The organism is Micromonospora sp. RP3T, from assembly GCF_003027925.1.
In the GTDB taxonomy this organism is placed as follows: Bacteria; Actinomycetota; Actinomycetes; order Mycobacteriales; family Micromonosporaceae; genus Micromonospora.
The window spans coordinates 54,659-80,800 of sequence record NZ_PYPS01000012.1 but is presented as its reverse complement, the minus strand read 5'-3'; the positions used below and the strand labels follow the sequence as shown (position 1 = coordinate 80,800).

General features: G+C 72.9%; 23 protein-coding genes. 8 read left to right on the top strand and 15 right to left on the bottom strand.

All coding sequences use genetic code 11. From position 1 onward, the window contains the following. Positions 1-74: 74 nt before the first annotated feature. The 3 genes from C8054_RS12230 (at position 75) to C8054_RS12220 (ending at position 4,991) form a co-directional block, all read left to right on the top strand. The gene (locus C8054_RS12230) at positions 75-1,400 is read left to right on the top strand and encodes a glycosyltransferase family 4 protein (protein ID WP_107156899.1); all 1,326 of its coding nucleotides are present in this window, start codon (positions 75-77) and stop codon (positions 1,398-1,400) included. A gap of 76 nt (positions 1,401-1,476) precedes the next feature. Then, positions 1,477-4,101: a serine/threonine protein kinase gene (locus C8054_RS12225; RefSeq protein WP_107156898.1), complete on the top strand. Its 2,625-nt coding sequence runs from the start codon at positions 1,477-1,479 to the stop codon at positions 4,099-4,101. 80 nt (positions 4,102-4,181) lie between these two features. Further along, positions 4,182-4,991: a metal-dependent hydrolase gene (locus C8054_RS12220; protein WP_107156897.1), complete on the top strand. Its 810-nt coding sequence runs from the start codon at positions 4,182-4,184 to the stop codon at positions 4,989-4,991. 185 nt (positions 4,992-5,176) lie between these two features. On the opposite strand, the gene C8054_RS12215 is transcribed toward C8054_RS12220, so the two are convergent. The 8 genes from C8054_RS12215 to C8054_RS12180 form a co-directional block, all read right to left on the bottom strand. Further along, entirely contained in the window at positions 5,177-5,899 is a 723-nt protein-coding gene (locus tag C8054_RS12215; RefSeq protein WP_107156961.1) for a VOC family protein, read from the bottom strand. Between the two features lie 142 nt (positions 5,900-6,041). Next, positions 6,042-6,635, bottom strand: a complete 594-nt coding sequence (locus tag C8054_RS12210) for an NTP transferase domain-containing protein (protein WP_107156896.1) — start codon at positions 6,633-6,635, stop codon at positions 6,042-6,044. 143 nt (positions 6,636-6,778) lie between these two features. After that, entirely contained in the window at positions 6,779-8,437 is a 1,659-nt protein-coding gene (locus C8054_RS12205; protein ID WP_107156960.1) for a bifunctional 3'-5' exonuclease/DNA polymerase, read from the bottom strand. Positions 8,438-8,522: 85 nt separating this feature from the next. Beyond that, the gene (locus C8054_RS12200; protein WP_199199722.1) at positions 8,523-9,326 is read right to left on the bottom strand and encodes a carbohydrate ABC transporter permease; all 804 of its coding nucleotides are present in this window, start codon (positions 9,324-9,326) and stop codon (positions 8,523-8,525) included. Positions 9,327-9,492: 166 nt separating this feature from the next. Next, positions 9,493-10,434: a carbohydrate ABC transporter permease gene (locus C8054_RS12195; RefSeq protein WP_107156895.1), complete on the bottom strand. Its 942-nt coding sequence runs from the start codon at positions 10,432-10,434 to the stop codon at positions 9,493-9,495. Between the two features lie 23 nt (positions 10,435-10,457). Continuing rightward, positions 10,458-11,867 carry an N-acetylglucosamine/diacetylchitobiose ABC transporter substrate-binding protein gene (gene ngcE / locus C8054_RS12190; RefSeq protein ID WP_107156894.1) on the bottom strand — a complete coding sequence of 470 codons (1,410 nt, stop codon included), beginning with the start codon at positions 11,865-11,867 and terminating at the stop codon, positions 10,458-10,460. Positions 11,868-11,892: 25 nt separating this feature from the next. Beyond that, positions 11,893-12,642, bottom strand: a complete 750-nt coding sequence (locus tag C8054_RS12185; RefSeq protein WP_107156893.1) for a sugar isomerase domain-containing protein — start codon at positions 12,640-12,642, stop codon at positions 11,893-11,895. After that, positions 12,639-13,586 (bottom strand): MurR/RpiR family transcriptional regulator, encoded by a 948-nt coding sequence (locus C8054_RS12180; RefSeq protein ID WP_107156892.1) that lies wholly within the window; start codon positions 13,584-13,586, stop codon positions 12,639-12,641. Before C8054_RS12180 ends, C8054_RS12185 begins: the two co-directional genes overlap by 4 nt. A 158-nt stretch (positions 13,587-13,744) precedes the next feature. Between C8054_RS12180 and C8054_RS12175 the strand changes: the two genes are divergently transcribed. Further along, positions 13,745-14,734, top strand: a complete 990-nt coding sequence (locus C8054_RS12175; protein ID WP_107156891.1) for an N-acetylglucosamine kinase — start codon at positions 13,745-13,747, stop codon at positions 14,732-14,734. Between the two features lie 348 nt (positions 14,735-15,082). Here C8054_RS12175 and C8054_RS32705 read toward each other — a convergent pair whose 3' ends face one another. The 4 genes from C8054_RS32705 to ngcE (C8054_RS12155) all read right to left on the bottom strand — a co-directional run bounded on the left by C8054_RS32705 (position 15,083) and on the right by ngcE (C8054_RS12155) (position 18,682). Beyond that, positions 15,083-15,403, bottom strand: a complete 321-nt coding sequence (locus C8054_RS32705) for a hypothetical protein (RefSeq protein ID WP_233219604.1) — start codon at positions 15,401-15,403, stop codon at positions 15,083-15,085. 72 nt (positions 15,404-15,475) lie between these two features. Continuing rightward, positions 15,476-16,249: a carbohydrate ABC transporter permease gene (locus tag C8054_RS12165; RefSeq protein WP_199199721.1), complete on the bottom strand. Its 774-nt coding sequence runs from the start codon at positions 16,247-16,249 to the stop codon at positions 15,476-15,478. 98 nt (positions 16,250-16,347) lie between these two features. Beyond that, a complete protein-coding gene (locus tag C8054_RS12160; RefSeq protein ID WP_107156889.1) occupies positions 16,348-17,259 on the bottom strand; it encodes a carbohydrate ABC transporter permease in 912 nt (303 codons plus the stop codon). A 7-nt stretch (positions 17,260-17,266) separates the two neighbouring features. Beyond that, entirely contained in the window at positions 17,267-18,682 is a 1,416-nt protein-coding gene (ngcE, locus tag C8054_RS12155; protein ID WP_107156888.1) for an N-acetylglucosamine/diacetylchitobiose ABC transporter substrate-binding protein, read from the bottom strand. A gap of 145 nt (positions 18,683-18,827) precedes the next feature. Between ngcE (C8054_RS12155) and C8054_RS12150 the strand changes: the two genes are divergently transcribed. Then, entirely contained in the window at positions 18,828-20,276 is a 1,449-nt protein-coding gene (locus C8054_RS12150) for an acyltransferase (RefSeq protein WP_107156887.1), read from the top strand. On the opposite strand, the gene C8054_RS12145 is transcribed toward C8054_RS12150, so the two are convergent. The 3 genes from C8054_RS12145 to C8054_RS12135 form a co-directional block, all read right to left on the bottom strand. Continuing rightward, positions 20,248-21,738, bottom strand: coding sequence for a CoA-acylating methylmalonate-semialdehyde dehydrogenase (locus tag C8054_RS12145; RefSeq protein ID WP_107156886.1), 1,491 nt, complete (start codon positions 21,736-21,738; stop codon positions 20,248-20,250). The two genes, C8054_RS12150 and C8054_RS12145, sit on opposite strands and share 29 nt — an antisense overlap. Continuing rightward, positions 21,735-23,033 (bottom strand): aspartate aminotransferase family protein, encoded by a 1,299-nt coding sequence (locus C8054_RS12140; protein ID WP_107156885.1) that lies wholly within the window; start codon positions 23,031-23,033, stop codon positions 21,735-21,737. The genes C8054_RS12145 and C8054_RS12140 overlap by 4 nt, the downstream gene beginning before the upstream one ends. Before the next feature lie 180 nt (positions 23,034-23,213). Beyond that, a complete protein-coding gene (locus C8054_RS12135; protein WP_107156884.1) occupies positions 23,214-23,900 on the bottom strand; it encodes a Tat pathway signal sequence domain protein in 687 nt (228 codons plus the stop codon). 180 nt (positions 23,901-24,080) lie between these two features. On the opposite strand from C8054_RS12135, the gene C8054_RS12130 reads away from it, so the two are divergent. The 3 genes from C8054_RS12130 to C8054_RS12120 all read left to right on the top strand — a co-directional run bounded on the left by C8054_RS12130 (position 24,081) and on the right by C8054_RS12120 (position 26,109). Beyond that, positions 24,081-24,824: a TetR/AcrR family transcriptional regulator gene (locus C8054_RS12130; protein WP_233219614.1), complete on the top strand. Its 744-nt coding sequence runs from the start codon at positions 24,081-24,083 to the stop codon at positions 24,822-24,824. 176 nt (positions 24,825-25,000) lie between these two features. Further along, complete coding sequence (locus tag C8054_RS12125; protein WP_107156882.1) at positions 25,001-25,630, top strand: DUF6230 family protein; 630 nt, start codon at positions 25,001-25,003, stop codon at positions 25,628-25,630. A gap of 2 nt (positions 25,631-25,632) precedes the next feature. Beyond that, entirely contained in the window at positions 25,633-26,109 is a 477-nt protein-coding gene (locus tag C8054_RS12120) for a DUF6114 domain-containing protein (RefSeq protein ID WP_233219603.1), read from the top strand. The last annotated feature ends 33 nt before the right edge of the window (positions 26,110-26,142 follow it).

The window sequence follows — 26,142 nt, the reverse complement described above, 5'->3', positions numbered from 1 at the left end:
GGGCAGGATGGGTCGCGACCCCGCCGGCGCCCGCGCCGACGGTCCGGGGACGTCCACAACTCCAAGGGGGCCGCGTGTCAGCTGACGCCGAAGTGATCGACATCCAGCCCGCCCGGCGCCTGCGGGTGCTGCTGCTCTCCTGGGAGTACCCGCCCGTGCTCGTCGGTGGCCTCGGCCGCCACGTGCACGCGCTCTCCGTCGCCCTGGCCGCCGCCGGGCACGAGGTCACCGTGGTCACCCGGCACGCCGAGGGCGCGCCGCTGGAGGAGTACGCCGACGGCGTGCGGGTGCTGCGTGCCGCCGAGGACCCGGTCCGCTTCCCGCTCGCCACCGGGTCGCTGCTGGCCTGGACCATGGCGTTCAACCACACGCTCACCCGGGCCGCGCTGCGCGCCGCCGAGTCCGGCGCGTACGACGTGATCCACGCCCACGACTGGCTGGTCGCGCACACCGCGATCACGCTGGCCGAGCACCTGGACGTGCCGCTGGTGACCACCATCCACGCCACCGAGGCGGGCCGGCACCAGGGCTGGCTGCCCGAGGAGATGAACCGCACCATCCACGGCGTCGAGCACTGGCTGAGCAACGCCTCCGCGCGGGTGATCGCCTGCTCCGGCTACATGCGCGACCAGGTGGCCCGGCTGTTCGAGCTGCCGACCGGCCGGATCGACGTGGTGGCCAACGGCGTGGACGACCGCGCCTGGCGGGCCCGCCCGCAGGCGGTCGCCGCCGCCCGCGCCCGCTTCGCCGGCGACGGGCCACTGGTCGGGTACGCCGGCCGGCTGGTCTACGAGAAGGGGGTGCAGCACCTGGTGCACGCCGTGCCCCGCCTGGCCGACCGGCACCCCGGCCTGCGGGTGGTGATCGCCGGGGACGGGCCGTACCGGGACGAGCTGGTCGACCAGGCGCACCGGCTGCGCCTCGGCGACACCGTACGGTTCGCCGGCTTCCTGGACGCCACCCAGCTCCCCGCGGTGCTCGCCGCCACCGACGCCACCGTGATCCCCAGCCTCTACGAGCCGTTCGGCATGATCGCCCTGGAGGCGGCCGCGGCCGGCGCGCCGCTCGCGGTGGCGCGGACCGGCGGGTTGGCCGAGATCGTCGAGCCCGGCGTGACCGGGGTGACGTTCCCGCACGGCGACCCGGACGCGCTGGCCGGCGCCGTCGACCGGCTGCTCGGCGACGAGGTCTTCGCCCGCCGGGTGGCACGCAAGGCGCGCGCCATGGTGTCCCGGCAGTACGCCTGGTCGGCCATCGCGGCCCGCACCGCCGCCAGCTACGCCGCCGCCCGGCGGGAGCACCACACGTTCCAGACCCGACGTGCCGCCGCGATGCTGGCCGGGGGCCGGTCCGTGGTCGCGATTCCGGAAGGAAATCTGCTGGCCGGAGCGGCGAGCTGAGGCGACCCGCCCGGACGGGATAGGTACCGTCCGATCCGTTGGCTATTGTGGACCACGACCAGCGGTGAGGAGTGCGGTGCGGGACGTGGTGATCGCCGGACGATACCGCCTGATCGAGCTGGTCGGCCGCGGTGGGATGGGCCAGGTCTGGCGCGCCCGGGACGAGGAGCTCCAGCGCGAGGTCGCGGTGAAGCAGGTCGTCCCACCGAACTGGCTGGCCGAGCACGAGCGGGACGAGCTGCGTGCCCGGACGCTGCGCGAGGCGCGCACGGCCGCGCGGCTCAACCACCCCAACGTGGTCCGGGTCTACGACGTGGTGCGGGTCCAGGGCGACCCGTGGCTGATCATGGAGTACGTCCCGTCCCGGTCGTTGCAGGAGCTGATCGAGGCCGACGGCCGGCTGCCGCCCCGACGGGCCGCCGGGATCGGGATGGCGGTGCACGCCGCACTGCGCGCCGCGCACGAGGCCGGTGTGCTGCACCGCGACGTGAAACCCGCAAACGTGCTGCTGGCCCGGGACGGCCGGGTGCTGCTCACCGACTTCGGGCTGGCCGTGTTCGAGGGTGGGGACGGCGCCATGACCCGTCCCGGGCTGGTGCTCGGCTCCCCGCAGTACGTCGCGCCGGAGCGCGCCGCCGACGGCGTGTCCAGCATCGAGGCCGATCTGTGGTCGCTCGGCGCCACGCTGCACGCCGCCGTGGAGGGCCGCTCCCCGTACGCCCGCAGCACCGCGATGGCGACGCTGGCGGCGCTGGCCAGCCAGCCCCCGGACCCGGCCCCGCACGCCGGCCCGCTGATGCCGGTGCTGGTCGGGCTGCTGCGCCGCGACCCGCGCCACCGGCTCGGTCACGACGACGTCGCCGGGCTGCTCGCCGACGCCGCCGAGCCGGTCACCGACGCCCCACCCCGGCCGGCCATCGACGCCCCGACCGTGCCCAACCAGCCCCTCCCGTCCGACCGCCGAGAGTCCGGAGCGGGGCGCGGCGCCGCAGCGAGGCGCGCGGCCGCAGCGGGGCGCGGGGCCGGGATCGGGCCGGCCGTACCACCGCTGAGTGGCTCCAACATCGGCGTCCCGCCGGTCCCCCGGCCCGCCCCCACCGTCCCACCGCTGAGTGGCTCCAGCATCGGCGTCCCGCCGGTGCCCCGGTCCGACCCGGCCGAGCCGCCGGCGAGCGGAACCGGCGGCGGTGCCCCACCGGCGAACGGGAGCACCCGGAGCGTCCCGCCGGCCAACGGGACCCGGTCCCCGGCTCCGCCCGACGGTGGGGTCGGGCCGCCGCGGACGGGTCCGACCGGCCGGGCCGGGGCGCCCTCGACCTCCGGTGAGGTGCGGGCGCAGCCGGACGCCGCAGCGCCGGGCCGCCCGGACCCGCCCGACGGTCCGCCTCGACGAGCACCCGCCGGCCCGGCTGCCGCTCCGGACGACGCGGACCCCGCCGTCCAACCGACAGTGGCCTACCCGGACCTGATGCCGCCGGCCGCGGCGGCCCGGGCGTGGAGCCGGGCGGCGCTGGGCAGCGAGTGGGCACGCCCGGTCGACGACGAGCCGGAGTCGCGGTCCGACCGGGAGCGCCGCTCGGGCGAGCCGGAGCAGCCGGACAGCGGCAGCCGGGCCCGGGACACCCCCGACCGGCCGGTGGGCGGGTTCGGGCCCACGGTCCTGACCAGCTTCGTGGACCCGGGCAGTCCCATCGGCCCGGAGGGGCCGGCCGCCCGCGCCGACGCGGCCAGCCCGGTGCACACGCCGGGGCTCGGCGGCGCCCCCACGACGAGCCCGCCCCCGGTCACCTCCGGCCCGGTCGACCCGGCGGCCGGCCGCCTGACCGGCAGTGGCGCGCTCCACGACGACCGCGTGCGAGGAAACGCGCCGTCAGGCGTGGTCGGCGACAGTGGCAACACCTCCGGCGGCCTGCCGCCCGGCGGGGCCGACCGGCCCGGGACCGGCGGCATCGGCTCACCGGACTACCCCGCCGATGGCGACCGACGCCGGGCGGCCACCCGGCGCTGGCTGCTCGCCGCGGGGGCCGCGTTGCTGGCGGTGCTGGCCGGCGTCGGCACCGCCCTCGCCATCGACGATGACCACCGGCATCAGCCGGACGGTGACGACCAGGGCGCGCCGACCGGCCAGCCCTGGGGGCGACCGCCCCCGCCGGGCAACGGTCCGGGCGGGCCGCCGCCCCCGCCGTTTCCCTGCATTCGCCCCGACGTGGCCGGTACGCCGGTGCAGAAGGGCCCGCCGCCGGCCGACCCGGCGGTGACCGTGCCCGCCGGCTGGGTCTGGCCCGCCGACACGGGCGGCTTCCACATCGCCCTGCCCGACGGGTGGCTCCAACTCCGCTCCGGCGACACCACCTGCTTCCAGGACCCGGCCACCCGGCGCATCCTCGGCGTCGAGCCGTACCCGGGTGGCGATCCGGTCGGTCGGCTGCGCTCGGCCGAGCGGGACCTCACCTCCGCCGGCCGCCTGCCCGGCTACGACAAGGTCCGGCTCGGCGCCGCCGGCGACGGCGCGGAGTGGGAGTGCCGCTGGGACGCGCCGTACGGCGAACGCATGCACGCGCTGCGGGTGCTGCCCGGCGAGGAGGCCGGGTGGACGCTGGGCCTGACCACCTCGGACGCCGACTGGGCCGCCGCCGAGGACCAGTTCGCGTTGATCCGGGACAGCATCCGGCCGATCCGACCCACCCGCACGGCGGGATGACCGGGGCGTCCCGCCGTCGCACCGACTGACTACAGTGGCGTAGTTTCGTCGATCAAGATCTTCGGGAAGGGCGAGCCGAGATGATGGGACCGTCCCACGCGCTGTCCGGCGCGGCGGTGTGGCTGACCGGCTCCTGGGCGCTGGACCAGTTCGCGGACTATCACCAGACGCCGCTGGCGCTGGCGGTGGGCACCGCGGTCTGCGCGGGCGGGGCGCTCTTCCCCGACCTCGACCTCTCCGGCAAGGTGACCCGCAACCAGGGCGGCGCCACCGTGGCCCGAACGTTCGGCGTGTTCAGCCTCTTCGTGGCCGAGGTGATGGAGAAGATCTCGCTCGGCGTCTACTACGCCACCAAGCTCAGCAAGGATCCGCGTCGCAACAACGGGCACCGCACGCTGACCCACACCGTGCCGTTCACCGTGCTGGTCGGGTGGGGCACCACCGCGCTCTGCGCCAACTACGGCAAGTGGGCGGTGGTCAGCATCCTGTTCTTCATGATCGGCCTGGCGTTGCGCGGGCTCTTCGACGAGTGGGCCGAGCGGGCCGGCTGGGTGGTGGTCACGCTGGTGTCCGCCGCCGCGGCCTGGTTCACGTTCGCCAACCTGCCTGGCGACCGGGGCTATCCGATGATCGGCCTCGCGGTCGGCGTGGGCTGCTTCGTGCACATCCTCGGCGACATGATCACCCGGGCCGGGGTGCCGATCCTCTGGCCCATCCCGATCAGACGGCGGATGTGGACGATGATCGGGCTGCCCAACAAGATCGCGCTGCGCACCGGCAGCAAGGCCGAGACGGTCGTCCTGCGGGGCGCGATGACCGTGCTGGCCGTGCTCGCCGCGCTGGGCCTGGTCGCGCCCTCGGTGCTGCAACGCTTCGACATCCAGGTCTGACGCCGGGCAGCAGCGCGGCGCACCGGGCGTGGCCGGGCCGATCACCGCGGCGGTGACGCCTCTGGGCCTGACCTCGGACCGCCTGCAAACCTGATGGCGTAAACGACTCAGGGCCGGCGGCCGGCGGGAGCCGGGCCTGAACCGTCCACGCCATCAGGTTCGTAGGCGCTCGACGTCGGCCGACCTCAGCGGGGCGTCAGCAGGCAGAACTCGTTGCCGTCCGGGTCGGCCAGCACCACGTCGTCGGCGGTGTGCCGGCCGGCGCCGACCCGCGCCGCCCCGAGCGAGAGCAGCCGGTCGATCTCCGCCTCCCGGTCGCCGTCGGCCGGCGGCGCGAGATCCAGGTGTACGCGGTCGCGGCCGTGCCTCGGCATCAACGGCGGACCGCTCCAGGTGACCTTCGGCCCGCCGCGCGGCGACTGGACCGCGGTCTCCTGATCCTGGTCCCAGACCAGCGGCCAACCCAGCGCCGCGCTCCAGAAGTAGCCCACCGCCTGCGTACCGTCGCAGTTCACCGCGCCGACTGACCCGCAGCCGGCGAGGAACCTGTTGCCCGCCTCGATGACGCAGAACTCGTTGCCCTCGCGGTCGGCGAGCACCACGTGCCCCTCCTCCGCACCCTGGCCGATGTCGACGTGCCGCCCGCCCAGCTCGATCGCCCGGGCCACCGTGCCCCGCTGGGCGTCCGGCGACGCGCTGGTCAGGTCGAAGTGGATCCGGTTCTGCCCGGCCTTCGGCACCTCGGTCGGCAGGAACCGGAGGCGAAGATCGGCATCGCCGTCGGGCCGCAGAGCGACCCCCTCGTACGGGTCGTCGACCACCTCCCGACCGAGCAAGCCCGCCCAGAACCGCGCGAGCCGCAGCGGCTCCCGCGCGTCGACACTGATCGCGTAGAGGTGGCTCGTCATCGCCGCGTTCATCTCCGCTCCGCCGCCCGGCCCGGTCCGACCGGCGACCGAGCGTAGGACGCGGGGATCGCGCCCGCAGCCGATTATCGGGCGTGGTTCGGGCCCGCCGCCCCCACCCCTGTCCGGGACAGCGGCTTCCGGGTCAGGCGCCGATGCGCTGCTCAGGGATCGAGAGGCCGTAGAGCGCCATCAGCTCCGGGCTGTCGATCCGGCTGCCGTCGGCCACCGCGTCGCAGGCGATGTCGACGATCTGGTCCTTGTGCGCCAGCAGGTAGGGCCGGGCGCCGACGTCGGCGCTGGCCAGCGTGGCGATGCCAGGCCAGTGCCGGCGGCCGAACAGCATCGGGTAGCCGCGCAGGCCGTCGTAGGTGGCGCAGACCAGCACGTCCGGGTACGGCAGCGCGGTCACCCGGCGGACCGCCACCTCGGTGAGCCCGGGCATGTCCACCGGCACCACGACGACCGCCTCGATGCCGTCGTCGGTCAGCGCGGCGAGCCCGGCCCGGATCGAAGAGCCCACGCCGGTGCCCCAGGCGCGGTTGACCACGACGGTGGCGCCGGTCAGGTCGGTGGTCCGCCGGACCTGCTCGGCCGCCGCGCCCAGCACGACCACGACCTGCGCGCAGCCTGCGTCGGTCATCGTGTCGATCATCCGGCGGACCAGCGGCTTCTCGCCCTGGTGCAGCAGCGCCTCGGGACCGCCGATGCGGCGTCCCCCACCCGCGGCGATGATCATTGCAGCGATCCGGTTCAGCGGTGCCCCCTCGACCAGGGGGACGGACCGGGCACAGCCGCGCCCGGTCCGTCCCGTCGTACGCACATGGGGCCCAACGAGCACGGCGGCGAGCGGGTAGCGGGGCAAAACGGAAAAATGTGTGGCTATGCCGCGTCGGCGTAGCAGTCCACCGTGGACAGGTCGAGCGGGAACCGGACCGGGGTGTCGCCGAACAACAGCCGGGTGGCCCGCGCCCCGGCGGCGGAGACCGCCTCGGTGACCGCGTCCGCCTCGTCGACCGGGCAGTGCACCATCACCTCGTCGTGCTGGAAGAAGACCAGCTCGGCCGCGGTGCCGGCCAGCTCGGTGCGGAGCGTGGCCAGCAGCGTCGACGCCCACTCGGCGGCGGTGGCCTGGATGACGAAGTTGCGGGTGAACCGCCCTCGGGACCGGGCCGCCCGGGCGGCCGGGCCGTGCGGGTCCGGCGGGCCGTCCGACGCCGCCTCGTCCCCGTCGGTGAACCCGACCACGCCCGGCGGGCAGGTGCGCCCCAGCCACGACCGGACCAGCCCACCCGACTCGCCGGTGCGGGCGGCGGCCTCGACGTACCCGAACGCGGTCGGGTAGTTCTTCCGCAGCACCGCCAGCGCCGGCACCGCCGCGCCGCCGGTCTGCCCGTACATGGCACCGAGCAGCGCCACCTTGGCCCGGGCCCGGTCACCGGCGAACGCGTCCCGGGCCAGCGCGGCGTACAGATCGCCGGCACCGCCCGCGGCGGCCAGCCGCTCGTCGCCGGAGACCGCGGCGAGCACCCGTGGTTCGAGCTGGCCGGCGTCGGCCACCACGAACGTCCACCCCGGGTCCGCCACCACGGCCCGGCGGATCACCTTCGGGATCTGCAACGCGCCGCCGCCGCGCGTCGCCCACCGGCCGGAGACCACGCCGCCGGGCACGTACTCCGGGTGGAACCGGCCGCCGGAGACCCAGGCGTCGCGCCAGGCCCAGCCGTGCGCCGTCCAGATGCGGTACAGCTCCTTGTACTCCAGCACCAGCGGCACCGCCGGGTGCTCCACCCCGCGCAGCACCCAGGCCCGGGTGTTCGGCAGCTCCACCCCCGCGCGGGCGAACGCCCGTAACAGCTCCGCGGGCGAGTCGGCGTGCAGATGGCGTACGCCGAACGCGGCGGCGATCCGGGACTGGAGCTCGGCCAGTCGGCGGGGTGGGCCGCCGACCGGGGACGCCTCGCCGAGCAGCTCGGCCAGGATGGCGTCGTGCACGTCGGCACGCCAGGGCAGGCCGGCCGCACCCATCTCGGCGGCGATCAGCGCGCCGGCCGACTCGGCGGCCACCAGGAGTCGGAACCGGCCGGGGTGGGTCGTGGCGGCGATCCGGGCGAGCTGGTCGGCGTACACCCGGGTCAACGCCGTGATGCCCGGACCGGATGGGCCGGACGGCGGGTCGAAGAGCGCGGCCTGGCCGTGGCCGGGCGGCTCGGGCGGGCGGGGCGTCGGGTCCGGCGGGACCGGCGCCCCGGTCAGCCGGGCCCAGGCGGCGGGCAGCGCGCGCGGCTCACCCCAGCGGCCGGCGTGCCCGAGCAGCAACGTCTCGGTCAGCTCGACGTCGTGGCAACGGTCGAGCCGGACGCCGGCGCGCAGCAGCGCCGGATAGGCCGCCGCCCCGCTGGCCCACACCCAGCGGGGCCGCTCGGCCGCTTCCCGGGCGCCGACGGCGGCGGCGAGATCCGCCACCTCCTCGACCGGCCCGGTCGGACGCCCGTCGGGGTGTAGCGGTTGCAGCACACCGCCGCCACGCTCCCCCGCCACCACCGCCACCACCCGCACGGACGTGATTCTGCCTCGCCCCACCGACACCCCGCCTATGCAGAAAACGTTAAGCGGGGCCCCCGCCTTACTTGCCGACGCCGGCGGTGAGGCCGGACTGCACCTGGCGTTGGAAGACGATGTACACGATCAGCACCGGCAGCATCGCCATGGTGACGCCGGCGAACAATCCGGACCAGTCGGACTTGTAGCCCTGGTTGACCGACAACTCGATCAGCCCCTGCGCGATGACCTGGTGCTTCGGCTCACCGGCCACCGACTGCATGAGCAGCGTCGGCAGGTACCACTGGTTCCACTGGCCCAGCACGTTGAAGATGCCGATACTGATCAGGCCCGGCCTGGCCATCGGCAGCATCACGCTGAAGAACGTACGGGTGTGCGAGGCCCCGTCCACCGACGCCGCCTCCGCGATCGAGTCGGGCAGCGTCCGGAAGAACGAGTGCATGAAGAAGATCGTGAACGACAGCGACCAGGCCACGTAGACCAGGATCAGCATCGCGTGCTTGTTCGGGCCGAGCAGCGGGAAGCTGACCCCGGTGTTGTAGACGCCCTTGAACAGCGGCACCGCGGCCAGGTAGATCGGCAGCGTCAGCCCGGACAGGAACATGTAGTAGATCAGCCGGTTGCCGCGGAACTCGAAGCGCGCCAGCGCGTACGCGGCCATCGAGCCGAGCAGCATGGTCAGCGTGACGCTGCCGGCCAGCACCAGCAGGGTGTTCAGGAAGAACGAGCCGAGGTGCCCCTCGGTCCAGGCCCGGCCGAAGTTCTCGAAGTGCAGCTTGTCCGGGATCAGGGACAGCGGCTCGCGGATGACCTCCGAGTCGTCCTTGAGCGCGGACATCACCACCCACAGCAGCGGGTAGATGACCATCACGGCCCAGACCACCAGGAAGATGTGGGAGAAGCCGTTGAAGATCCGGGCGCCGACTCCGCCGCGGTGCCGCTCCCCCCGGCGTACGGGGGCGGCCCCGGACCCGCTGGTGGCCTGTCCGGCCCGGTCGAGATCGGATGTCGCCGTGCTCATCGCCGCGCCTCCTTCAGTACTCGATACGGTCACGACGGGTGATCCTCAACTGCACGGCGGCGAGCAGGATCGTGAAGATGGCCAGCGCGACACCCATCGCGCAGGCGTAGCCGAACTGGCCCTTCTGGAACGCGGTGAAGTTGAGCACCGACGCGAAGATCTCGCTGGCGTGGTTCGGCCCGCCCTGGCTCGGCGTCATGACGAAGACCAGCGCGTACATGTCCAGCGCGATGAAGCCCAGGTAGACCCAGGCGACCGAGATGCTGTCCCGCAGCAGCGGCAGCGTCACCTTGAAGAACGTGTGGAACCGGCCCGCGCCGTCGAGGATCGCGGCCTCGTAGATGTCCTTCGGGATCGACTGCATGGCGGCCGAGAAGAGCACCATGTAGAAGCCGGCGCCGCTCCACACCGCGATGAGCAGCAGCCACCACAGCACCGCCGGCACGCCGAGGAACGGCTCCGGGTCGGCGGTGAACGCGATCGGGTTGTCCGCGTCCACCAGCCCGATCTTGATCAGCAGGCCGTTGATCAGGCCCTGCCCGTCGGTCCGGTAGATCTGCTGCCACATCACGGCGATGACCACCAGCGACAGCACCTGCGGGAAGAAGAAGATCACCTTGTAGAGCGCGGAGCCGAAGACCCCGCGGATGCCGGCCCTGTCCTCGCGTCCGCCCACGTTGAGCAGGAACGCGAGGAACAGGGCCAGCGCGATCGTGAACAGCGGCACGGTGACCAGGAAGAACACGTTGTGCCAGAACGCCTTCCGGATCAGCTCGTCGGAGAACAGCCGGACGTAGTTGTCCAGCCCGACGAAGCGCTGGGAATCCGAGTACCCACCCCAGTCGGTCAGCGAGTAACCCGCCGCCTGGGCGAACGGCCACACCACGTAGAACAGGTACAGCGCGACGGGCAGGGCCAGGAAGCCCGTGACGAAACGCGCGACTCCGTGCCGCATTGGACTCACTTCCTCGAACAGCGTCAGGCGGTGCGGGTCTGCTTCTTGATCGACGAGTCCTTGGCGACCTTGTCGGCGGCCGCCTGCATCTTGTCGACGAACTGCGCCGCGGTGAGCCGGCCGGCCATCAGTTCCTCGGAGAGGTTCTGGCTCTCCTTGTCCAGGTCCGCGTAGAAGTCCGGGAACTTCACCGAGATCAGCTCGCCACTGCCGCCCTTGACCAGGGCGTTCGCGCTGGCCAGCGCCGTGTCCTGGACGTTGTCGCCGGAGCCCTTGGTGGAGGCCAACGACTTGGTCAGCTCGGCGAACTTCGCCGAACCGGCCTTGGACAGGATGGCCCGCAGGAACTCCTTCGCGGCCTCCTTGTTCGGCGCCTTGCTGGGCACCACGAAGCCCTCGCCGGAGGCGGCGAAGACGTCCTTGGCGGCCTTGTCGCCGGGCTTGCTCCAGTAGTCCGACATGGTCAGCTCGAAGCCGGGCGGGATGGTCGCCGCCATCTCGTTCTTCAGCCACGTGCCGACCTGGATGAACGCCGCCTTGCCGTCGAGGAACGCCTGCTGCGACTGGGTGTGGTCGAGCTTGCCCGGCAGCAGCAGCTTGTCCTTGACCAGCTTCTCCCACGGCTCCAGCGCGGCGACGATCCCGTCGGCCTTCCAGGCGCCGTCCTTCAGGTTGTCGATGTCGACGACGGCCTGCTTGCCGACCGCCTTCCAGATGCTGGCGAACAGCGCCCAGCGCGGGTAGTAGCCGTGCGCCGCGTCGTGCACGTACGGCGCCATGCCCTTGGCCTTGATCTTCGGCGCCAGGGCGAAGAACTCGTCCCAGGTCGTCGGCGCCGTCCAGCCCTCCTTCTTGAACAGCGCCGCGTTGTACCAGTTGCCCCAGACCGTGTACGCGACGTTCACCACGTAGAACTTGCCGTTCTGGGTGCCGTCGCCGACGGTGCCCGGCAGCAGCGAGTCGCCGACCGTGCCCTCGCCGTCCCAGGCGGGCGCGGTGAGCAGGTCGTCGAGCGGCTCGATGGCGCCCTCGTTGATCAGCGTGCTGCGGTCCATCATGTCGGCGCCCGAGTTCATCACCAGGTCGCTCGGCTGGGTCGCCATCTTGGGCTGCTCTTCGGTCTTGATCTTCTGGGTGGAAGACATGTTGACCGTGACGTTCGGGTGCTTGGCGTTGAAGACGACCTTGTCCTCCTTGGCCCACTGGTCGCCCAGCCCGCCGTTGAAGACGACCACCTTGACGGCGCTGCCGTCCTTGACGCCGAACGGGTTGTCCTTGCTCTTGGCCGCGCCGCCGCCGTCGGACTTGCTCGGCTCGCTGCCGGCACAGGCGCTGAGCAGACCGGCCGCCGGGATGGCCAGCAGACCGGCCGCGCCGGCGCGCTGGAGCAGCGTCCGACGGCTCAGGTCGGACTTCTCGGGGATAACCGACATCTTTGTCTCTCCTTGTGGTGTCGGGTCAGGCGGTTCGCCGGAGGCGCCCGGCGTACCGCGACTCGAGGGCGTTGTTGTGCTCGTCCCCACCGGGGACGTTGGCGGAGAGGTAGACAGGGGGTACCTCTCCGGCCTGGTGGAACCGTCGTACGACCTCCGCGGTCAGCAGCTGCGCCAGCAGCGCCGCGGTGACCGAGGAGACCGCACAGACCGCGCCGCCGCCCTCGAGCGGCAGCAGTGCGTCGCCGTACGGCGCGCCGTTGTCCAGCACGACGTCGGCGAGGTCGGCGAGCCGGTGCCCGGAGGGGTGCCGAGAGGCGACCCGGGCGGTGTGCTCGACCGAGGTGACCGCGATCAACGGGTGGCCACCGCGCTTGACCAGCGTCGCCAGCTCGACCACCGAGCCGTTGATGCCGGACTGCGAGGCGACCACGAAGACGTCCTCGGGCTGCGGCGCCGCCAACCCGAACAGCCGGTGCGCCACCGCCGGGTCGCGTTCCAGCTTGGGGTCGGCGAGCACGTCGCGGGGCGCGTCGCCGTGCAGCACGAGGTCGTGCAGGGAGAGTCGGTTGCTGGGGACCAGGCCACCGGCGCGGGCCACCAGCTCGGCGGCGAACGCCTCCGAGTGGCCGGCGCCGAACGCCTGGAGGACGCCGCCGGCACGCAGTCCGCCGGCGATCAGGTCCGCCGCCCGGTCCACCGCGTCCGCCTGGCTGTCCACCAGCCGGTCGAGGACCGGGCGGACGGCGTCCGCGTACCGCTGGGCACTGATCATGAGGGGGCCCCCTTGGCGGCCTTGTGCCCGTCGACGGCCTGGGCGGTACGCCGGAAGGCCGCGTGGGCGCGGTCGTGGGTGCGCTGCGCCACCGCGATGTAGAGCAGGTCGAGCACGACGAGCTGCGGATGCCGGGCGGAGAGCGCGTCCGGCCGGAACGTGGTGGCCTGGCTGGCGGTGACCAGCACGATGTCGGCCAGCTCGGCCAGCGGCGAGCGCGGGAAGCCGGTCAGCGCGACGGTGGTGGCCCCGCGACTGCCCGCCTCGGCGAGCAGCTCGATGGTCTCGCGGGTCTGGCCGGTGTGCGAGATGCCGAGCGCGACGTCACCGACGCCCAGCAGCGCGGCGCTGGCCAGCCCTTCGTGCACGTCGCTCCAGGCCCAGGCGGCCACCCCGATGCGGTGCAGGCTGAACTGCATCTCCTCGCCGACCAGCGCGCTGCCGCTGGCGCCGAAGATGTTCACCCGGTTCGCTCCGGCGATGGCCATCGCCGCCCGCTCCACCTCGTGCAGGTCGAGCAGCGCGGCGGTGTCGTGCATGGCCCGGGTGTCGGCGGCCATGATCTGGTCGAGCACCCGGGACAGCGGGTCGCCGGGCTGGATCTCCCGGCCGATGTCGACGGTCCAGCCCGCCGAGCGGGCCCGGCCGGTCTCGGCGGCGATGCCGAGCCGCAGGTCGGCGTAGCCCTCGAAGCCCATCGCCCGGCAGAACCGGGTGATGGTCGCCGGTGACGTGCCGCTCCGCTCGGCCAGCTCGACGATGGTGGCCCGGGCCGCCGCCTCCGGGTCGCTGAGCACGTGCTCGGCCACCCGGCGCAGCGCCCCGGTCAGCTCCCCCGCGCCGGCCCGGACCCGGGCCAGCACCCCGTCGACGCTCCGCCGGTCGGCCGGCGCGGCATCGACCACCGCGGTTGCCGCGGAAGTCTCGACCTCGTGCTCGGCCATCGGCGAAAGCCTTTCGGAAAAGAGTGTTAACTGTTAGTGGTAAAAGTTCTTACTGACGGCCCCTCCGTGTCAAGAGCGTGGGCGAAGTTTTCAAACTGTTACCTGGCGCACGGCCGCGATCTTGCGCGCGGAGGGCCTGGCCGGACAGCATGAGGACCATGTCGGACACCGTCGTGGTCGGCCTCGATGTGGGAGGCACGTCCACCCGCGCCACCGCCGTGAGCCTGGACGGCGCACGCCTGGGCACCGGCCGGGCCAGGGGCGGCAACCCGACCAGCCACGGCGCCGACCGGGCCGCCGCCGAGCTGCTCGCCGCCCTCCGCACGGCGCTCGCCGAGGTCGACCCGACCCGGGTACGCGCCGGCGTGATCGGCCTCGCCGGCGCCGGCCGCCTCCGTGCCGATCCCGAGGGACGCGCCGCTTTCGACCGGGCGTGGGCCGAGGCGGGGCTGCGCTGCCCGTACACGGTGCACGGCGACGCCCTGGTCGCGTACGCCTCCGGCACGGCCGCCCCGGACGGCACCGTGCTGATCGCCGGCACCGGCGCGATCGCCGCCCAGGTGCACGCGCTCCGCCTGGACCGGGTCGCCGACGGCCACGGTTGGCTGCTCGGCGACGCGGGTTCCGGGTTCTGGCTGGGACGGGAGGCGGTCCGCCGGCTCCTGACCGACCTGGACCGGGCCGAGGCGCCCGGGGATCTGGCCCGCCGTGTGCTGGCGGAACTGACCGGCTCGACCGAGGTGGCCGCCCGCCCCCGGGAGACCGCCGGGGCCGTGGTGCAGGCGGTCACCCGACGACCGCCGGTGGACCTGGCCCGACTCGCGCCACTCGTCGTCACCGCCGCCCGCCAGGGCGAGCAGGCCGCCAGGGCGATCATCGCCGAGGCCGCCGCGCTGCTGGCCGAGAGCGTCTCCCGGATCCGTCCCCCCGGCGCGACCGATCCGGTGGTGCTCGGCGGCGGCCTGCTCACCGGCGACACCCAGCTGGCCACCGTCGTCCGCGCCGAACTGGCCCGCCGCTGGCCGGCCGCCCCGCTGCGCTCCGCCGGGGACGGCGCCGCCGCCGCGGCCTGGCTCGCCGCCCGGGACCTGCCCGAGGTCACCGACCCGGCGGCGCTGCACGCCCGACTCGTCCCGCCCCCCGCCTGACCACCCCCGGCGCCCCCGCCGGTCCGCACCCCATTCACCTCGGCTGCGGTCGCGGCGTCACCCCGCACCGCCGGGAGCAACGGTGGCGACCGTCCCGGGACGGACCTCCGGTCGACGTGCCTACGAACTTGAGCGCATGGGTGGGTCAGCGCGGTGACCCATCCCTGTACTCAAGTTCGTAGGCACTTCGTACCGCCCGCCCTGGGGGATCACCCATCCCACGCCCGCCAACACCACGCCACGGGCCACCCTGTCCGCCGTGCAGATCAGAATCGGACAGACGGCTCGTGTCGCCGGACGAGCGAAGGGCCGGCCGAAACGAGGTCGACCGGCCCTGGGCATGCCTCGTCAGCCGATCGCGCCGCCGGACCGTCCCGACTGCCCCGGCTGGGCCGAATTCCCCGGCTCGGCCGGTTGCCAGCCCTGGGACACGGGCTGCCCGTACTGGGGCTGCGGCGCCGGCTGGCCCGGGTGGCCGGGGTAGCCCTGCGGCGCGCCGGCGAACTGGTGCGCGGCGGCCTGCTCGCGGGCCTCCCGACGGGCCTTCACCGCGCGCACGATCAACAGGATCGGCAGGATGAAGACGTAGAAGAAGATCCGGTAGCTGCCGCCGTCGAAGAGGAACAGCAGGTAGAAGCCGTACCCGAAGAAGGCCAGGCCGACGATCACGTTGAGGACGCGCGACCCGGTCCCCTGCTCCTTGATGGCGATGCCGACGGCCCGTTGCCTGTGGCAACCACCTCACTTCAGCTGCCCGGCGGTCAGGCCGGCCTGGATCTGCCGCTGGAACGCCACGTAGACCACCAGCACCGGCAGCACCGCGATGGTGAGCCCGGCGAAGAGCTGGGCGTAGTCGCCGGCGTAACCCTGGCTGACCGCCAGCGAACTCAGGCCCTGGGCGAGCATCCGGTTCGGCCCGTCGCCGGGGATGAGCACCTGGGGCAGCAGGAACTGGTTCCAGTGACTGAGGAAGTTGAAGATGCCGACACTGATCAGTCCCGGTCGCGCCATCGGCAGCATCACCCGGAAGAAGAGCCGGAAGTGGCCGCATCCGTCGATCATCGCGGCCTCCGCCACCGAGGTCGGCAGCGTCCGGAAGAAGGCGGTCAGGAAGAACACCGTGAACGGCAGCGAGTACGCCGTGTAGACCAGGATCAGCCCCGGCCAGGTGCCGAGCAGGCCGACGCTGCGCACCACGAAGAAGAGCGGCACCAGCGCCAGGAACACCGGGAACATCATGCCGCCGACGAACAGGTAGTACACCACCTGGCGGCCGCGGAACTCGTACCTGGCGAACACGTACGCGGCGGTGGCGCCGAGCAGCATGGTCAGGCTCAGCGAGCCGGCCACCACCACCAGGCTGTTCAGGAAGAACCGGCCGATGTGGGCGGTGGTCCAGGCGCGCGCCCAGTTGTCGAACCGCAGCGCCTCCGGCAGGCCCCACGGGTCGGCGATGATCTCGCCGTTGCTCTTCAACGAGCTGAGCAGCATCCAGGCCAGCGGCAGGATGGTCATCGCGGCCCAGAGCAGCAGGAAGCCGTGCGAGAAGACGTTGGCCACGCCCGTCTCGCGGCGCGGCGGACGGTCGGCCGGCACCCCGGCCCGCACGGTGCTCACGAGTACTCGATCCGATCACGCCGGGCGGTGCGCAGCGCCAGCACCGCCACCGAGAGGGTCAGGAAGAACATGGCCACGCCGATCGCGGAGGCGTACCCGAACTTGTTCTCGCTGCCGAACGAGGTGTCGTACATCCGCAGGCCGATCACGTCGGAGGAGAAGTTCGGCCCGCCGTTGGTCATGAGCTGCACCAGGATGAAGCCGTCCAGCGCGGCGATGGCCAGGTAGATCCAGGCCACCTGGATGGTGTCCCAGAGCAGCGGGATGGTGATCTTCCGAAGCATGGTGGCGCGGGACGCGCCGTCGAGCAGCACCGCCTCGTAGATGTCGCGCGGGATGGCCTGCATGGCGGCGCCGAACAGCACCACGTAGAACCCGACGTTGCTCCACACCATCACGGCCAGCACGCACCAGAACGCGAACCGCGGATCGCCCAGCCAGGCCGGCGGCTCGGCCAGCCCGATCGCGCGCAGGGCGCCGTTGAGCAGGCCGCTGGTCGGGCTGTAGATCTCCTTCCACAGCAACGCGATGATCACCACGGAGAGCACCTGCGGGAAGAAGTAGACCAGCCGGTAGAGCGCGGTGCCGCGTACCCCGGTCACCCCGGCGCGGCCCTTGCGCCCGCCCATGGTGAGCATGCTGGCGAAGAAGAGACCCAGCGCGATGGTCACCACCGGCACCACCGCGAGCAGGATCGCGTTGTTCCGCAACGCGTTCCAGACGTACCCGTCGTGCAGCAGGGTGCGGAAGTTCGCCAGGCCGACCTGGTCGGCCTGCGCGGAGTAGCCCAGCCAGTCGGTGGTCGAGATCTGGAACGCCTGGAGGTACGGCGAGAGCACGAAGATGCCGTAGATCGCCAGCGGTGGCAGCAGGAAGCTGAGGATCAGTGGGAGTCGGCCGTGTCGCATCCGATCGTCACGCGGCCCGCTTGTACTTCTTGACGGAGTTGTCCTGCGCGATCGAGTCGGCGCCCCGCTGGCACTGGTCGAGGAACTCGGTCGGGGAGATCCGACCGCTGAAGAACTCGCCGCAGGCCGCGTCCACCAGGTTGCGCTCCAGCTTGCGGTAGTAGTTGTTGTAGACCCAGTTGAACCCGTTCGCGCCGGACGCGTCGAGCGCCTTGACCACGGTGGCCAGCCCGAACGGCAGCTCGACGCCGTCGGTGGCGCCGGCGACCACGGGCAGGCTGGCGACCTTCCGCGTGAAGTCCTGGGCGCCCTTGCGCGACAGCATGGTCCGGAAGTATTCGAGGCCGCCGGCGGTGTTCTTCGCCTTCGCCGGCACCATGAACGGCTCGCCCGCGGTGCCCCGGATCGCCTCGAACGGCAGCTTGTCGCCGCTGCCCAGGCTCGGCGTCGGCGCGACCGTCATGTTGAAGCCGGCCGGGGTGACGTCCTTCTGCTCGCTCTCCAGCCAGGAGCCGCAGGAGATGAACGCGGCCTTGCCCTGGCACCAGGCGGTCTGCGACTGCTTGTGGTCCAGGCCCGGGGAGCCGGCGAGGATGAACTTGTCCTTGACGATCTGGTGCCAGGCGTCGGCGGCGGTCTTCATCGCGTCCGACTTCCAGGCGTTGGGCTCCAGGTTGTCGATGGCCAGCGCGACGGACGGGCCGCCCAGCTTGATCGCGGTCGAGATCAGCGGCCAGCTCATGTAGCGCGGGTGCAGGCCGGCGTACGTCCAGGGGGCGATGCCGGCGGCCTTGATCTGCCGGCAGAGCGCGATGTGCTCGTCCCAGGTCTTCGCGTAGCTCCAGCCGCGGTCGGCGAAGAGCTTGGTCGAGTGCCAGATGCCGTACACCGTGTAGGTGTAGTTGAGCACCAGGAACCTGCCGTCGTAGGAGCCGACCTCGACGGTGCCGGGCAGCAGCGTGTCCCTGACCGTCTTGCCCGGTACGTCGAGGCTGGGCGCGGCGAGCAGCTCACCGAGGTCGGCCAGCGCGTTCTGCGAGACCAGGCCGTTGAAGTCGATCTGGCCGGCGCCGGAGTTGTTGACGACGTCCGGCGGGCTGCCGTCGACGAAGCGCGGCTGGAGCGTCTTGCTGATCTCCTGGGTGGCCGAGTGCTTGATCTCCGCCTTCGGGTACTTCTCCTGGTACATGGCCTCGTGGGCCTTGGCGTACTCCTCGCCGAAGCCGCCGTTGAAGATCACCACTTCGAGCGGCGCGTCCTCCTTGACGCCGAGCGGGTTCTGCTCGCTCTTGGTGCCCTGGTACGCGCCGCCGTCGCCCTTGTCGTCGCCACCGGAGGTGGCACAGCCGGTGAGCAGCCCGGCGGCGGGGGTGGCCAGCAGACCGGCGGCGGCACTGCGCCGGAGGATCTCACGCCTCTTCATCGCAACTCCTCGGTGATTCCGTCGCTTCTCTTCACAGGGCACATTTTCGTTGAAGAATTTCTACGCCCACGCGACGCGGACCACAAGACCTCATGACCGATCCGTTATCCGTCCCGGCCGGCGCCGACTGGCATAGCCTGAGCGCATGCGCCGCCTGCGGCAGCTCGCCGAGCGCACGCCGCCGGGGCGGGAGCGCTACGTCGATCTGCTCCGGGCGCTGGCCATCACGATGGTCGTGCTCGGCCACTGGGGCGTGACCGCGATCGGGTACGACCACGGCCGCCCGGCCGGCCACTCGGCGCTCGCCGACCTGCCCTGGGCCTGGCCGCTGACCTGGCTGGCCCAGGTGATGCCGGTGTTCTTCCTGGTCGGCGGCTACGCCAACGCCGCCTCGCTGGCCGCCCGCTGCGGCCGGGGCGGGACCGCGACCGGCTGGCTGGTGGACCGCAGCGCCCGGCTGGTCCGACCGACCACCACGCTGCTGCTGGTGCTGGCCGCCGGCGCGGCGGTCGCCTCGGCGCGCGGCGCCGGCGCGGCGCAGGTCCGGACCGTGGTCTGGTTCGCCACCATCCCGCTCTGGTTCCTGGTCGCCTACTTCGTGGTGGTGGCGCTGACCCCGCCGATGGCCGCGTTGCACAGCCGGTTCGGGCTGGCCGTGCCGGTGGTGCTGGTCGCGCTCGTCGCGCTCGGCGACCTCGGTCGGCTCCTCGGCCCGGCGGTCCTGGCCGACGGCAACTACCTGTTCGCCTGGCTGGCCGTGCACCAGCTCGGTTTCGCCTGGTTCGACGCGAGCCGGTCGGCGGCCCACCCCGCCGGAACAGCCGCCCCGGGCCCGGCCCGCACGGCCCGCACGGCCCGCCTCGCCGACCCCGACCCGGGCGCCGCCGCCGAACGGGCCGGCCCGTGCCGTCGCCGGCTGCCGCTGGGCCGTCGGGCCGGCGGCACGCTGCTGGCGGTCGGGTTGGCCGCGCTGGTGCTGCTGACCGTCGTCGGACCGTACCCGGTGGCGATGCTGCACATACCCGGCGAACGGCTGGACAACGCGGCGCCGCCGAGTCTGGCGCTGCTCGCCGCCGCCACCGCCCAGCTCGGGCTGATCCTGTTGCTGCGCCGCCCGGCCGGCCGTTGGTTGCGGCGGCCCGGCCCGTGGCGGGCGGTGGTCGCGGTCAACGCCGTGGTGCTCACCGTCTTCCTGTGGCACCTGACCGCCGCGATCCTGCTGATCGGCCTGCTGGACGCGCTCGGCGTGCTGCCCACGCCCCCGGTCGGCTCGGCGGCCTGGTGGGCCTGGCGGGTGCCGTGGCTGCTCGCCCTGACCGTGGTGCTGGCCGCGCTGGTCGCCGTCTTCGGCCCGGTCGAGGCCCGCACCCGCCGCCCACCCCCGACCGGGCCGGCCGGCGACGGCGGCCGGCGGCTGCGCACCACGCTCGCCGTCCTCGGGTACGCCGGGCTGGTCGCCGGACTGCTGCTGAACAGCCTCGCGCCGAAGGCCGCGCCGGAGCCGCTCGGCCTGCCCGTGTCGGCGCTGGTCGCGTACCTGGCCGGGGCGGGCCTGCTGCGGCTGCTCAGGTCTGGGTGGGGAAGCCGAGGTTGACCCCGCCGTGGCGCGGGTCGAGCCAGCGGCTGGTGACCACCTTGCCCCGGGTGAAGAACGCCACCCCGTCGGCGCCGTGCGCGTGCAGGTCGCCGAAGAGCGACGCCTTCCAGCCGCCGAAGGAGTAGTACGCCATCGGCACCGGGATCGGCACGTTGATGCCGACCATGCCGGCCTCCACCTCGTGCTGGTAGCGCCGGGCCGCGCCGCCGTCGTTGGTGAAGATCGCGGTGCCGTTGCCGTACGGGCTGGCGTTCACCAGTTCCACCGCCTCCTCGTACGAGCCGACCCGCAGCACGCTCAGCACCGGGCCGAAGATCTCGTCGGTGTAGATCGACATCTCCGGCGTGACGTGGTCGAACAGCGTCGGGCCGAGCCAGAAGCCGCCGGGTTCGCCGTCCGGGGTGACGTCCCGCCCGTCCACCACCGGCACCGCCCCGGCCGCGATCCCGGACTCCACGTAGCTGCGGACCCGCTCCGCGTGCGCGGCGGTGACCAGCGGCCCCATGTCGCAGCCGCGCCGGCCGTCCCCGGTGCGCAGCCGGCTGATCCGCGCGGCGATGCGGGCCACCAGCGCGTCGGCCACCGGCTCCACCGCGACCAGCGCGGAGATCGCCATGCACCGCTCCCCCGCCGAGCCGAAACCGGCGTTGACCGCGGCGTCGGCGGCCAGGTCCAGGTCGGCGTCGGGGAGCACCACCATGTGGTTCTTCGCCCCGCCCAGCGCCTGCACCCGCTTGCCGGCCAGCGCGCCGCGCTGGTGCACGTACCGGGCCACCGGGGTGGAGCCGACGAACGACACGGCCCGGACGCCGGGGTGGTCGAGCAGCGCGTCGACCGCCTCCTTGTCGCCGTTGACCACGTTGAACACCCCGTCGGGCAGGCCCGCCTCGGTGAACCACTCGGCCAGCAGCAGCGCCGCGCTCGGGTCCTTCTCGCTGGGCTTGAGCACCACCGCGTTGCCGCAGGCGATCGCCACCGGAACGAACCAGAGCGGCACCATCACCGGGAAGTTGAACGGGGAGATCACCGCGACCACACCCAGCGGCTGCCGCAGACTGTACGAGTCGACCTCGGTGGAGACGTTCTCGCTGAACCCGCCGCGCAGCGCCGGGGCGATGCCGCAGGCGTACTCGATCACCTCCAGGCCGCGCTGCACCTCGCCGGCGGCGTCCGCGAGCACCTTGCCGTGCTCGGCGGTGATCGCCTCGGCGAGCCGGTCCCGGCGGGCGTGCACCAGCTCCCGGACGGCGAACAGCACCGCCGTGCGCCGGGCCAGGGAGGCGTCCCGCCAGCCGCGGGCCGCACGCTCGGCGGCCTGCACCGCGCCGGCCACGTCGGCGGTCCCGGCGAGCGCCACCCGGCCGGTACGCCGGCCGGTGGCCGGGTCGAAGACGTCTCCGCGTCGCTCGGAGTCCCCGGTGGTCCGCTTGCCGTCGACGTAGTGCCCGAGGACGGTCATGCCGGCACCGCCACGCAGGTCCGGATCGCGTCGACCAGGACGGCCAGGCCCTCGCGGGCCTCGTCCTCGGTCAGCGTCAGCGGCGGGCCCATCCGCACCACGTTGCCGTGGAGGCCGCCCTTGCCGACCAGCAGGCCGCCGGCCCGGCACGCCTCGAAGACGCGGGTGGTCAGCTCCGGGTCCGGCTCGACGGTGCCGGGGCGGACGAACTCGACGGCCAGCATGAGGCCCTTGCCGCGGACCTCGGCGACCCGGTCCAGTCCGGCGGTGGCGGCCCGCAGGCCGTCGGCGAGGATCGCGCCGACCCGGGCGGCGTTGGCCTGGAGGTCGTGGTCGAGCAGGTAGTCGAGCACCGCGTTGCCGGCGGCGGTGGAGACCGGGTTGCCGCCGAACGTGGAGAAGCTGATCGCCGGCACCGTCTCCAGCACCTCGGCCCGACCCACCACGCCGGCCAGCGCGAAGCCGTTGCCGATGCCCTTGGCGAAGGTGAGCAGGTCCGGCGTGACGCCGTGCGCCTGGTAGCCCCAGAAGTGCTCGCCGGTGCGTCCCCAGCCGGTCTGCACCTCGTCGCTGACCAGCAGGATGCCGTGCTCGTCGAGCACCTTCTTCCAGGCCGCGAAGAGCCCGTCCGGGGCGTGGGTGAAGCCGCCGACGCCCTGGATCGGCTCGGCGATCAGGCAGGCCACGTCGCCGGCGGTCTGGGTGGCGAGCACCTCGCGCAGGTCCTCGACCGCGGCGTCCACCCGGTCGGCGGCGTCGAGCCGGGCCAGCAGGCCGCGCAGCCGCTCACCGGAGTGCAGCCAGGCCACCTGCAACGGGTTGAGCGCGCTGGCCGTCCAGCCGCGGTTGCCGGTGACGCCCATGGTCGCGTACGACCGGCCGTGGTAGCTGTTGCGCACCGCGAGGATCTGGTGCGAGCGGCGGTGGTTGGTGGCGACCAGCAGCGCCGCCTCGTTCGCCTCGGTGCCGGAGTTGGTGAAGAAGACGCGGGCGTCCGGGATGCCGGAGAGCCGGGCGATCTTCTCGGCCAGGTCGACCTGCTGCCGGATCAGGTAGAGCGTGGAGCTGTGCACCAGGCCGGTGCGCAGTTGCCGCTGGACCGCCTCGCGGATCTCCGGGATGTCGTAGCCGATCATGTTGGTCAGCACGCCGCCGAAGAAGTCCAGGTAGCTGCGGCCGGCCGAGTCGGTCACCCGGCGGCCGGAGCCGGCGACCAGTTCGAGTGGTTCCGCGTAGTAGAGCGGCATCCAGGACGGGAGCACGGCCCGGTGCCGGGCCAGCAGGTCGTCGGTCATCGGGCGCACCCTTCAGCGGCGGGTCTGGTTCCCGCACGCTGCCACCGCGCCGGGGCCGGGGACAACTGTCACTGTGTCGCGCGGCGACCCCGCCCACCTGACACCACGTACCCGTCGGAGCGGGCGCACGGCGGGGCCGGTGCGCGGCGAACCGCCGCGCACCGGCCGGTGGCCGGGTGGTCAGTTGACGAAGACCGCCGGGCTGCCGGTCTTGCTGGTGTCGCGCACCGGCGAGTACGTCGCGGTGAAGTACGCGGTGCTGAAGCAGAGCGACGAGCCGGAGAACTTGGTCAGCGTCTGGTTGGTGAACGCGATCGAGTTGGTGGCGTTGGCCGCCACGCCGGTCAGCTTGTTGGTGCTGGTCCGGTAGACGCAGGTGACCGGGCCGAGCAGCGAGTTCAGCACCACGGTGCTCTGGATCGGCGCGGTCGAGGTGCCGGAGATGGTGACCACGCCGCCACTGGTGACCGACGTGGCGTACGGCAGGTTGTTGACGGTCACGCTCTGCACGCCGGTGGTGCCGATGATGTTGCTGGTGCAGCTCGTGAACGACTGCGCGGTCAGGCTCTCGGTGGCGGTGCCGGGAGCGGTCGGGTTGCTCAGCACCTTGGCGCTGAACGCGGACGCGGCGCACTTGACGCCGGTGGTGCCGCTGGCCGAGGAGTAGAACGTCGCGTTGGTGCCGGTCTTCAGGCTGGCCTGGATGACGTCGTTGACCGACACGGCGGTGCCGGCCGCGGTGGGGTAGGTCAGCACGGCGCTGGCCAGCGAGGTGGAGGGGGCGGCGGTGGCGGGGGTGGCGCCGACCAGACCGGTCAGCAGCGCCAGGGCGGCGAGGCCCGCGCCGATACGTCCGTACCTGGGCATGGTGGTTCCTTCCGGCGGTGGGACGGGGGTGGTGGTGGAACCGGACGGCGATAATGACGGCCGTTCGAGCCCTTCCGTGGTGATCACCAATGGTGACGGGCTGTGAACTGAGCGTGTCGAAAGTTATAAACCTCAGAGGGTCGTAAAGTCAACGCATCAAGGAAGGCCGATATCTTGACCATGCAGAGCCCGCCTCCGCCGGCACCGCTGCCGGGCGCCCGGCACGGCCGCGATCCGGACCGCGCCATCAAGCGCGGGCCCCGGCGGGTACCGGCCGAGGAGGTGGCCGCGACCCAGCGCGACCGCCTCTTCGACGGGCTGGTCCGCGAGGTCGCCACCCGGGGGTACGACAACGCCCGGGTCACCGACATCTGCCATGCCGCCGGCGTCACCCGGCCGGCCTTCTACGCCCTGTTCAGCGGTAAACAGGACGCGTTCCTCGCCACCTACCGGCACGGCATCGCGGTGGTCTCGCAGCTCATGGAGACCGCGTACGCCGACGCCGGGCCGGCCTGGCCGGACGCCGCCCGGGCCGCGCTGCGCACCCTGCTCGACGTACTCGCCAGCGTGCCCGCCTTCGCGCGGATGGCGCTGGTCGAGGTGGACGCCGCCGGCCCGGACGCCCGCCGGGAACGCGACGCGCTGCTGCACAGCTTCCGCCGGTTCTTCGCCGACGCCGGACCGGGGCCGGCGGTCGCCGGGGTGGACCGGGACGTGCTGGTGTCCACCGTGGTCGGCGGCATCCACGCCACCATCCGCGCCCGGGTGGCGCAGGGGCGGGCCGAGGAGCTGCCGCTACTGCTGCCGGTGCTCACGTACGCGGCCACCGCGCCGTTCCTCGACCCCGAGGGCGCGCGCCGGGCCACCCGGCGCGCCGGCCCGGACGACGGCCCGAGCACGACCGCGCCGTGCGCGGCCGACTGACGATCCGGTGAGAAACCGCTGCGGTTTTTCACTTTGGCCACATTTGGCACATGCCGGCGAACTCTCTGTTGACCGCCACTTTACCCAGCGGTAACTTCGGCCTGCGCCCCTGGCGTGAAACCCTGCGAAGCCAATTCACATCGTCGTAAATGAATTGATCTCGAAAGGAAGCCGCCATGTCGGAGCAGACCGCACCGATCGAGCCCGGCCAGCCGAGCAGCGGCGTACGCTGGCGCCGCTTCGCCGTCACGCTCGGCGCCGTCGCGGCCGGCGCCGCCGGCATGGTCGTGCTGACCGCGCAGGGCGTGCTCGGCGCGCAGTTCGCCATCTCCGGCATGCCGTTCACCGTCACCGCCGACAAACTCGAAGGCACCGGCTTCGAGCAGTTCGCCACGCTCGACCAGATGATCCCGGACAGCCCCAACCAGGGCGACACCGGCGGCCAGGTGGTGGTGATCGTGTCGGCCATCGACAAGGCCGAACTGACCAACCTCTGCCAGAGCATCAGCCTGGGCGGGATCAACCTGCGGATCACTGCGGGTGGCTCCGGCAAGCCGGTCAGCGCCCGCACGCTCGTCGTCGACGGCGACGAGGTCGCCGGCAACGCCTCGTTCCGCAACATCAACGTCGGGCAGGACGCCAGCACCGTCGACCAGGTCCCGGGTGTGAAGGGCAACCCCGGCGTCTTCGCCCAGCAGGCCGACTCGGTGACCATCACCAACCTGCGGCAGAACAACTACGCCACCACCGCCGCGGTCTTCACGCTGCCCAACCTGCACATGGGCTTCAGCTCCGACGGGTGCTGACGATGACCGTCGGACAGCACGCGGCGCCGGCCGCCCGCCCCGGCGGGCGCTGGCGCCGCTGGCGGCGGGCCCGCCCGTTCACCGCCGGCCTGCTCATCGCGCTCGGCGGCGTCGAGATGCTGGTGACGCTGCGCGCGCCGCTCGGGGTGCTGCTGCACGTCGGGCCGCAGGGACTGGCCGCCTACCTGGTCCCGGCGATCCTCGTGCTCTGCGGGGTGCTGCTGGTCGCCACCCCGCAGCAACGCGTCTTCTACGCGCTGCTGTCGCTGCTGCTCGGGCTGGTCTCCTGGCTCACCTCGAACCTCGGCGGGTTCGTCATCGGCATGCTGCTGGCGCTGGTCGGCGGCGCGCTCGCGTTCGCCTGGACGCCTGACAAACAGCGGGCCGGGAGCGCCGCACCGGTCGTCGCGCCGCCACCACCCGCGCCCCGGGAGCCGGCCGACGACGCGACGGAGGTCATCCCGCTGGACCGGGGCTGACCGCGCCGCCCGACCGACCCGACCCGACCGAGA

Coding starts and splice junctions, on each gene's coding strand:
- C8054_RS12210 (WP_107156896.1), bottom strand. CDS start 6,635: ATGATCATCGCCGCGGGTGGGGGACGCCGCATCGGCGGTCCCGAGGCG.
- ngcE (WP_107156894.1), bottom strand. CDS start 11,867: ATGTCGGTTATCCCCGAGAAGTCCGACCTGAGCCGTCGGACGCTGCTC.
- ngcE (WP_107156888.1), bottom strand. CDS start 18,682: ATGAAGAGGCGTGAGATCCTCCGGCGCAGTGCCGCCGCCGGTCTGCTG.
- C8054_RS12165 (WP_199199721.1), bottom strand. CDS start 16,249: ATGACCATCCTGCCGCTGGCCTGGATGCTGCTCAGCTCGTTGAAGAGC.
- C8054_RS12160 (WP_107156889.1), bottom strand. CDS start 17,259: ATGCGACACGGCCGACTCCCACTGATCCTCAGCTTCCTGCTGCCACCG.
- C8054_RS12120 (WP_233219603.1), top strand. CDS start 25,633: ATGACCGTCGGACAGCACGCGGCGCCGGCCGCCCGCCCCGGCGGGCGC.
- C8054_RS12140 (WP_107156885.1), bottom strand. CDS start 23,033: ATGACCGACGACCTGCTGGCCCGGCACCGGGCCGTGCTCCCGTCCTGG.
- C8054_RS12195 (WP_107156895.1), bottom strand. CDS start 10,434: ATGCGGCACGGAGTCGCGCGTTTCGTCACGGGCTTCCTGGCCCTGCCC.
- C8054_RS12135 (WP_107156884.1), bottom strand. CDS start 23,900: ATGCCCAGGTACGGACGTATCGGCGCGGGCCTCGCCGCCCTGGCGCTG.
- C8054_RS12215 (WP_107156961.1), bottom strand. CDS start 5,899: ATGACGAGCCACCTCTACGCGATCAGTGTCGACGCGCGGGAGCCGCTG.
- C8054_RS12185 (WP_107156893.1), bottom strand. CDS start 12,642: ATGATCAGTGCCCAGCGGTACGCGGACGCCGTCCGCCCGGTCCTCGAC.
- C8054_RS12130 (WP_233219614.1), top strand. CDS start 24,081: ATGCAGAGCCCGCCTCCGCCGGCACCGCTGCCGGGCGCCCGGCACGGC.
- C8054_RS12175 (WP_107156891.1), top strand. CDS start 13,745: ATGTCGGACACCGTCGTGGTCGGCCTCGATGTGGGAGGCACGTCCACC.
- C8054_RS12180 (WP_107156892.1), bottom strand. CDS start 13,586: ATGGCCGAGCACGAGGTCGAGACTTCCGCGGCAACCGCGGTGGTCGAT.
- C8054_RS12125 (WP_107156882.1), top strand. CDS start 25,001: ATGTCGGAGCAGACCGCACCGATCGAGCCCGGCCAGCCGAGCAGCGGC.
- C8054_RS12220 (WP_107156897.1), top strand. CDS start 4,182: ATGATGGGACCGTCCCACGCGCTGTCCGGCGCGGCGGTGTGGCTGACC.
- C8054_RS12150 (WP_107156887.1), top strand. CDS start 18,828: ATGCGCCGCCTGCGGCAGCTCGCCGAGCGCACGCCGCCGGGGCGGGAG.
- C8054_RS12200 (WP_199199722.1), bottom strand. CDS start 9,326: ATGGTCATCTACCCGCTGCTGTGGGTGGTGATGTCCGCGCTCAAGGAC.
- C8054_RS12145 (WP_107156886.1), bottom strand. CDS start 21,738: ATGACCGTCCTCGGGCACTACGTCGACGGCAAGCGGACCACCGGGGAC.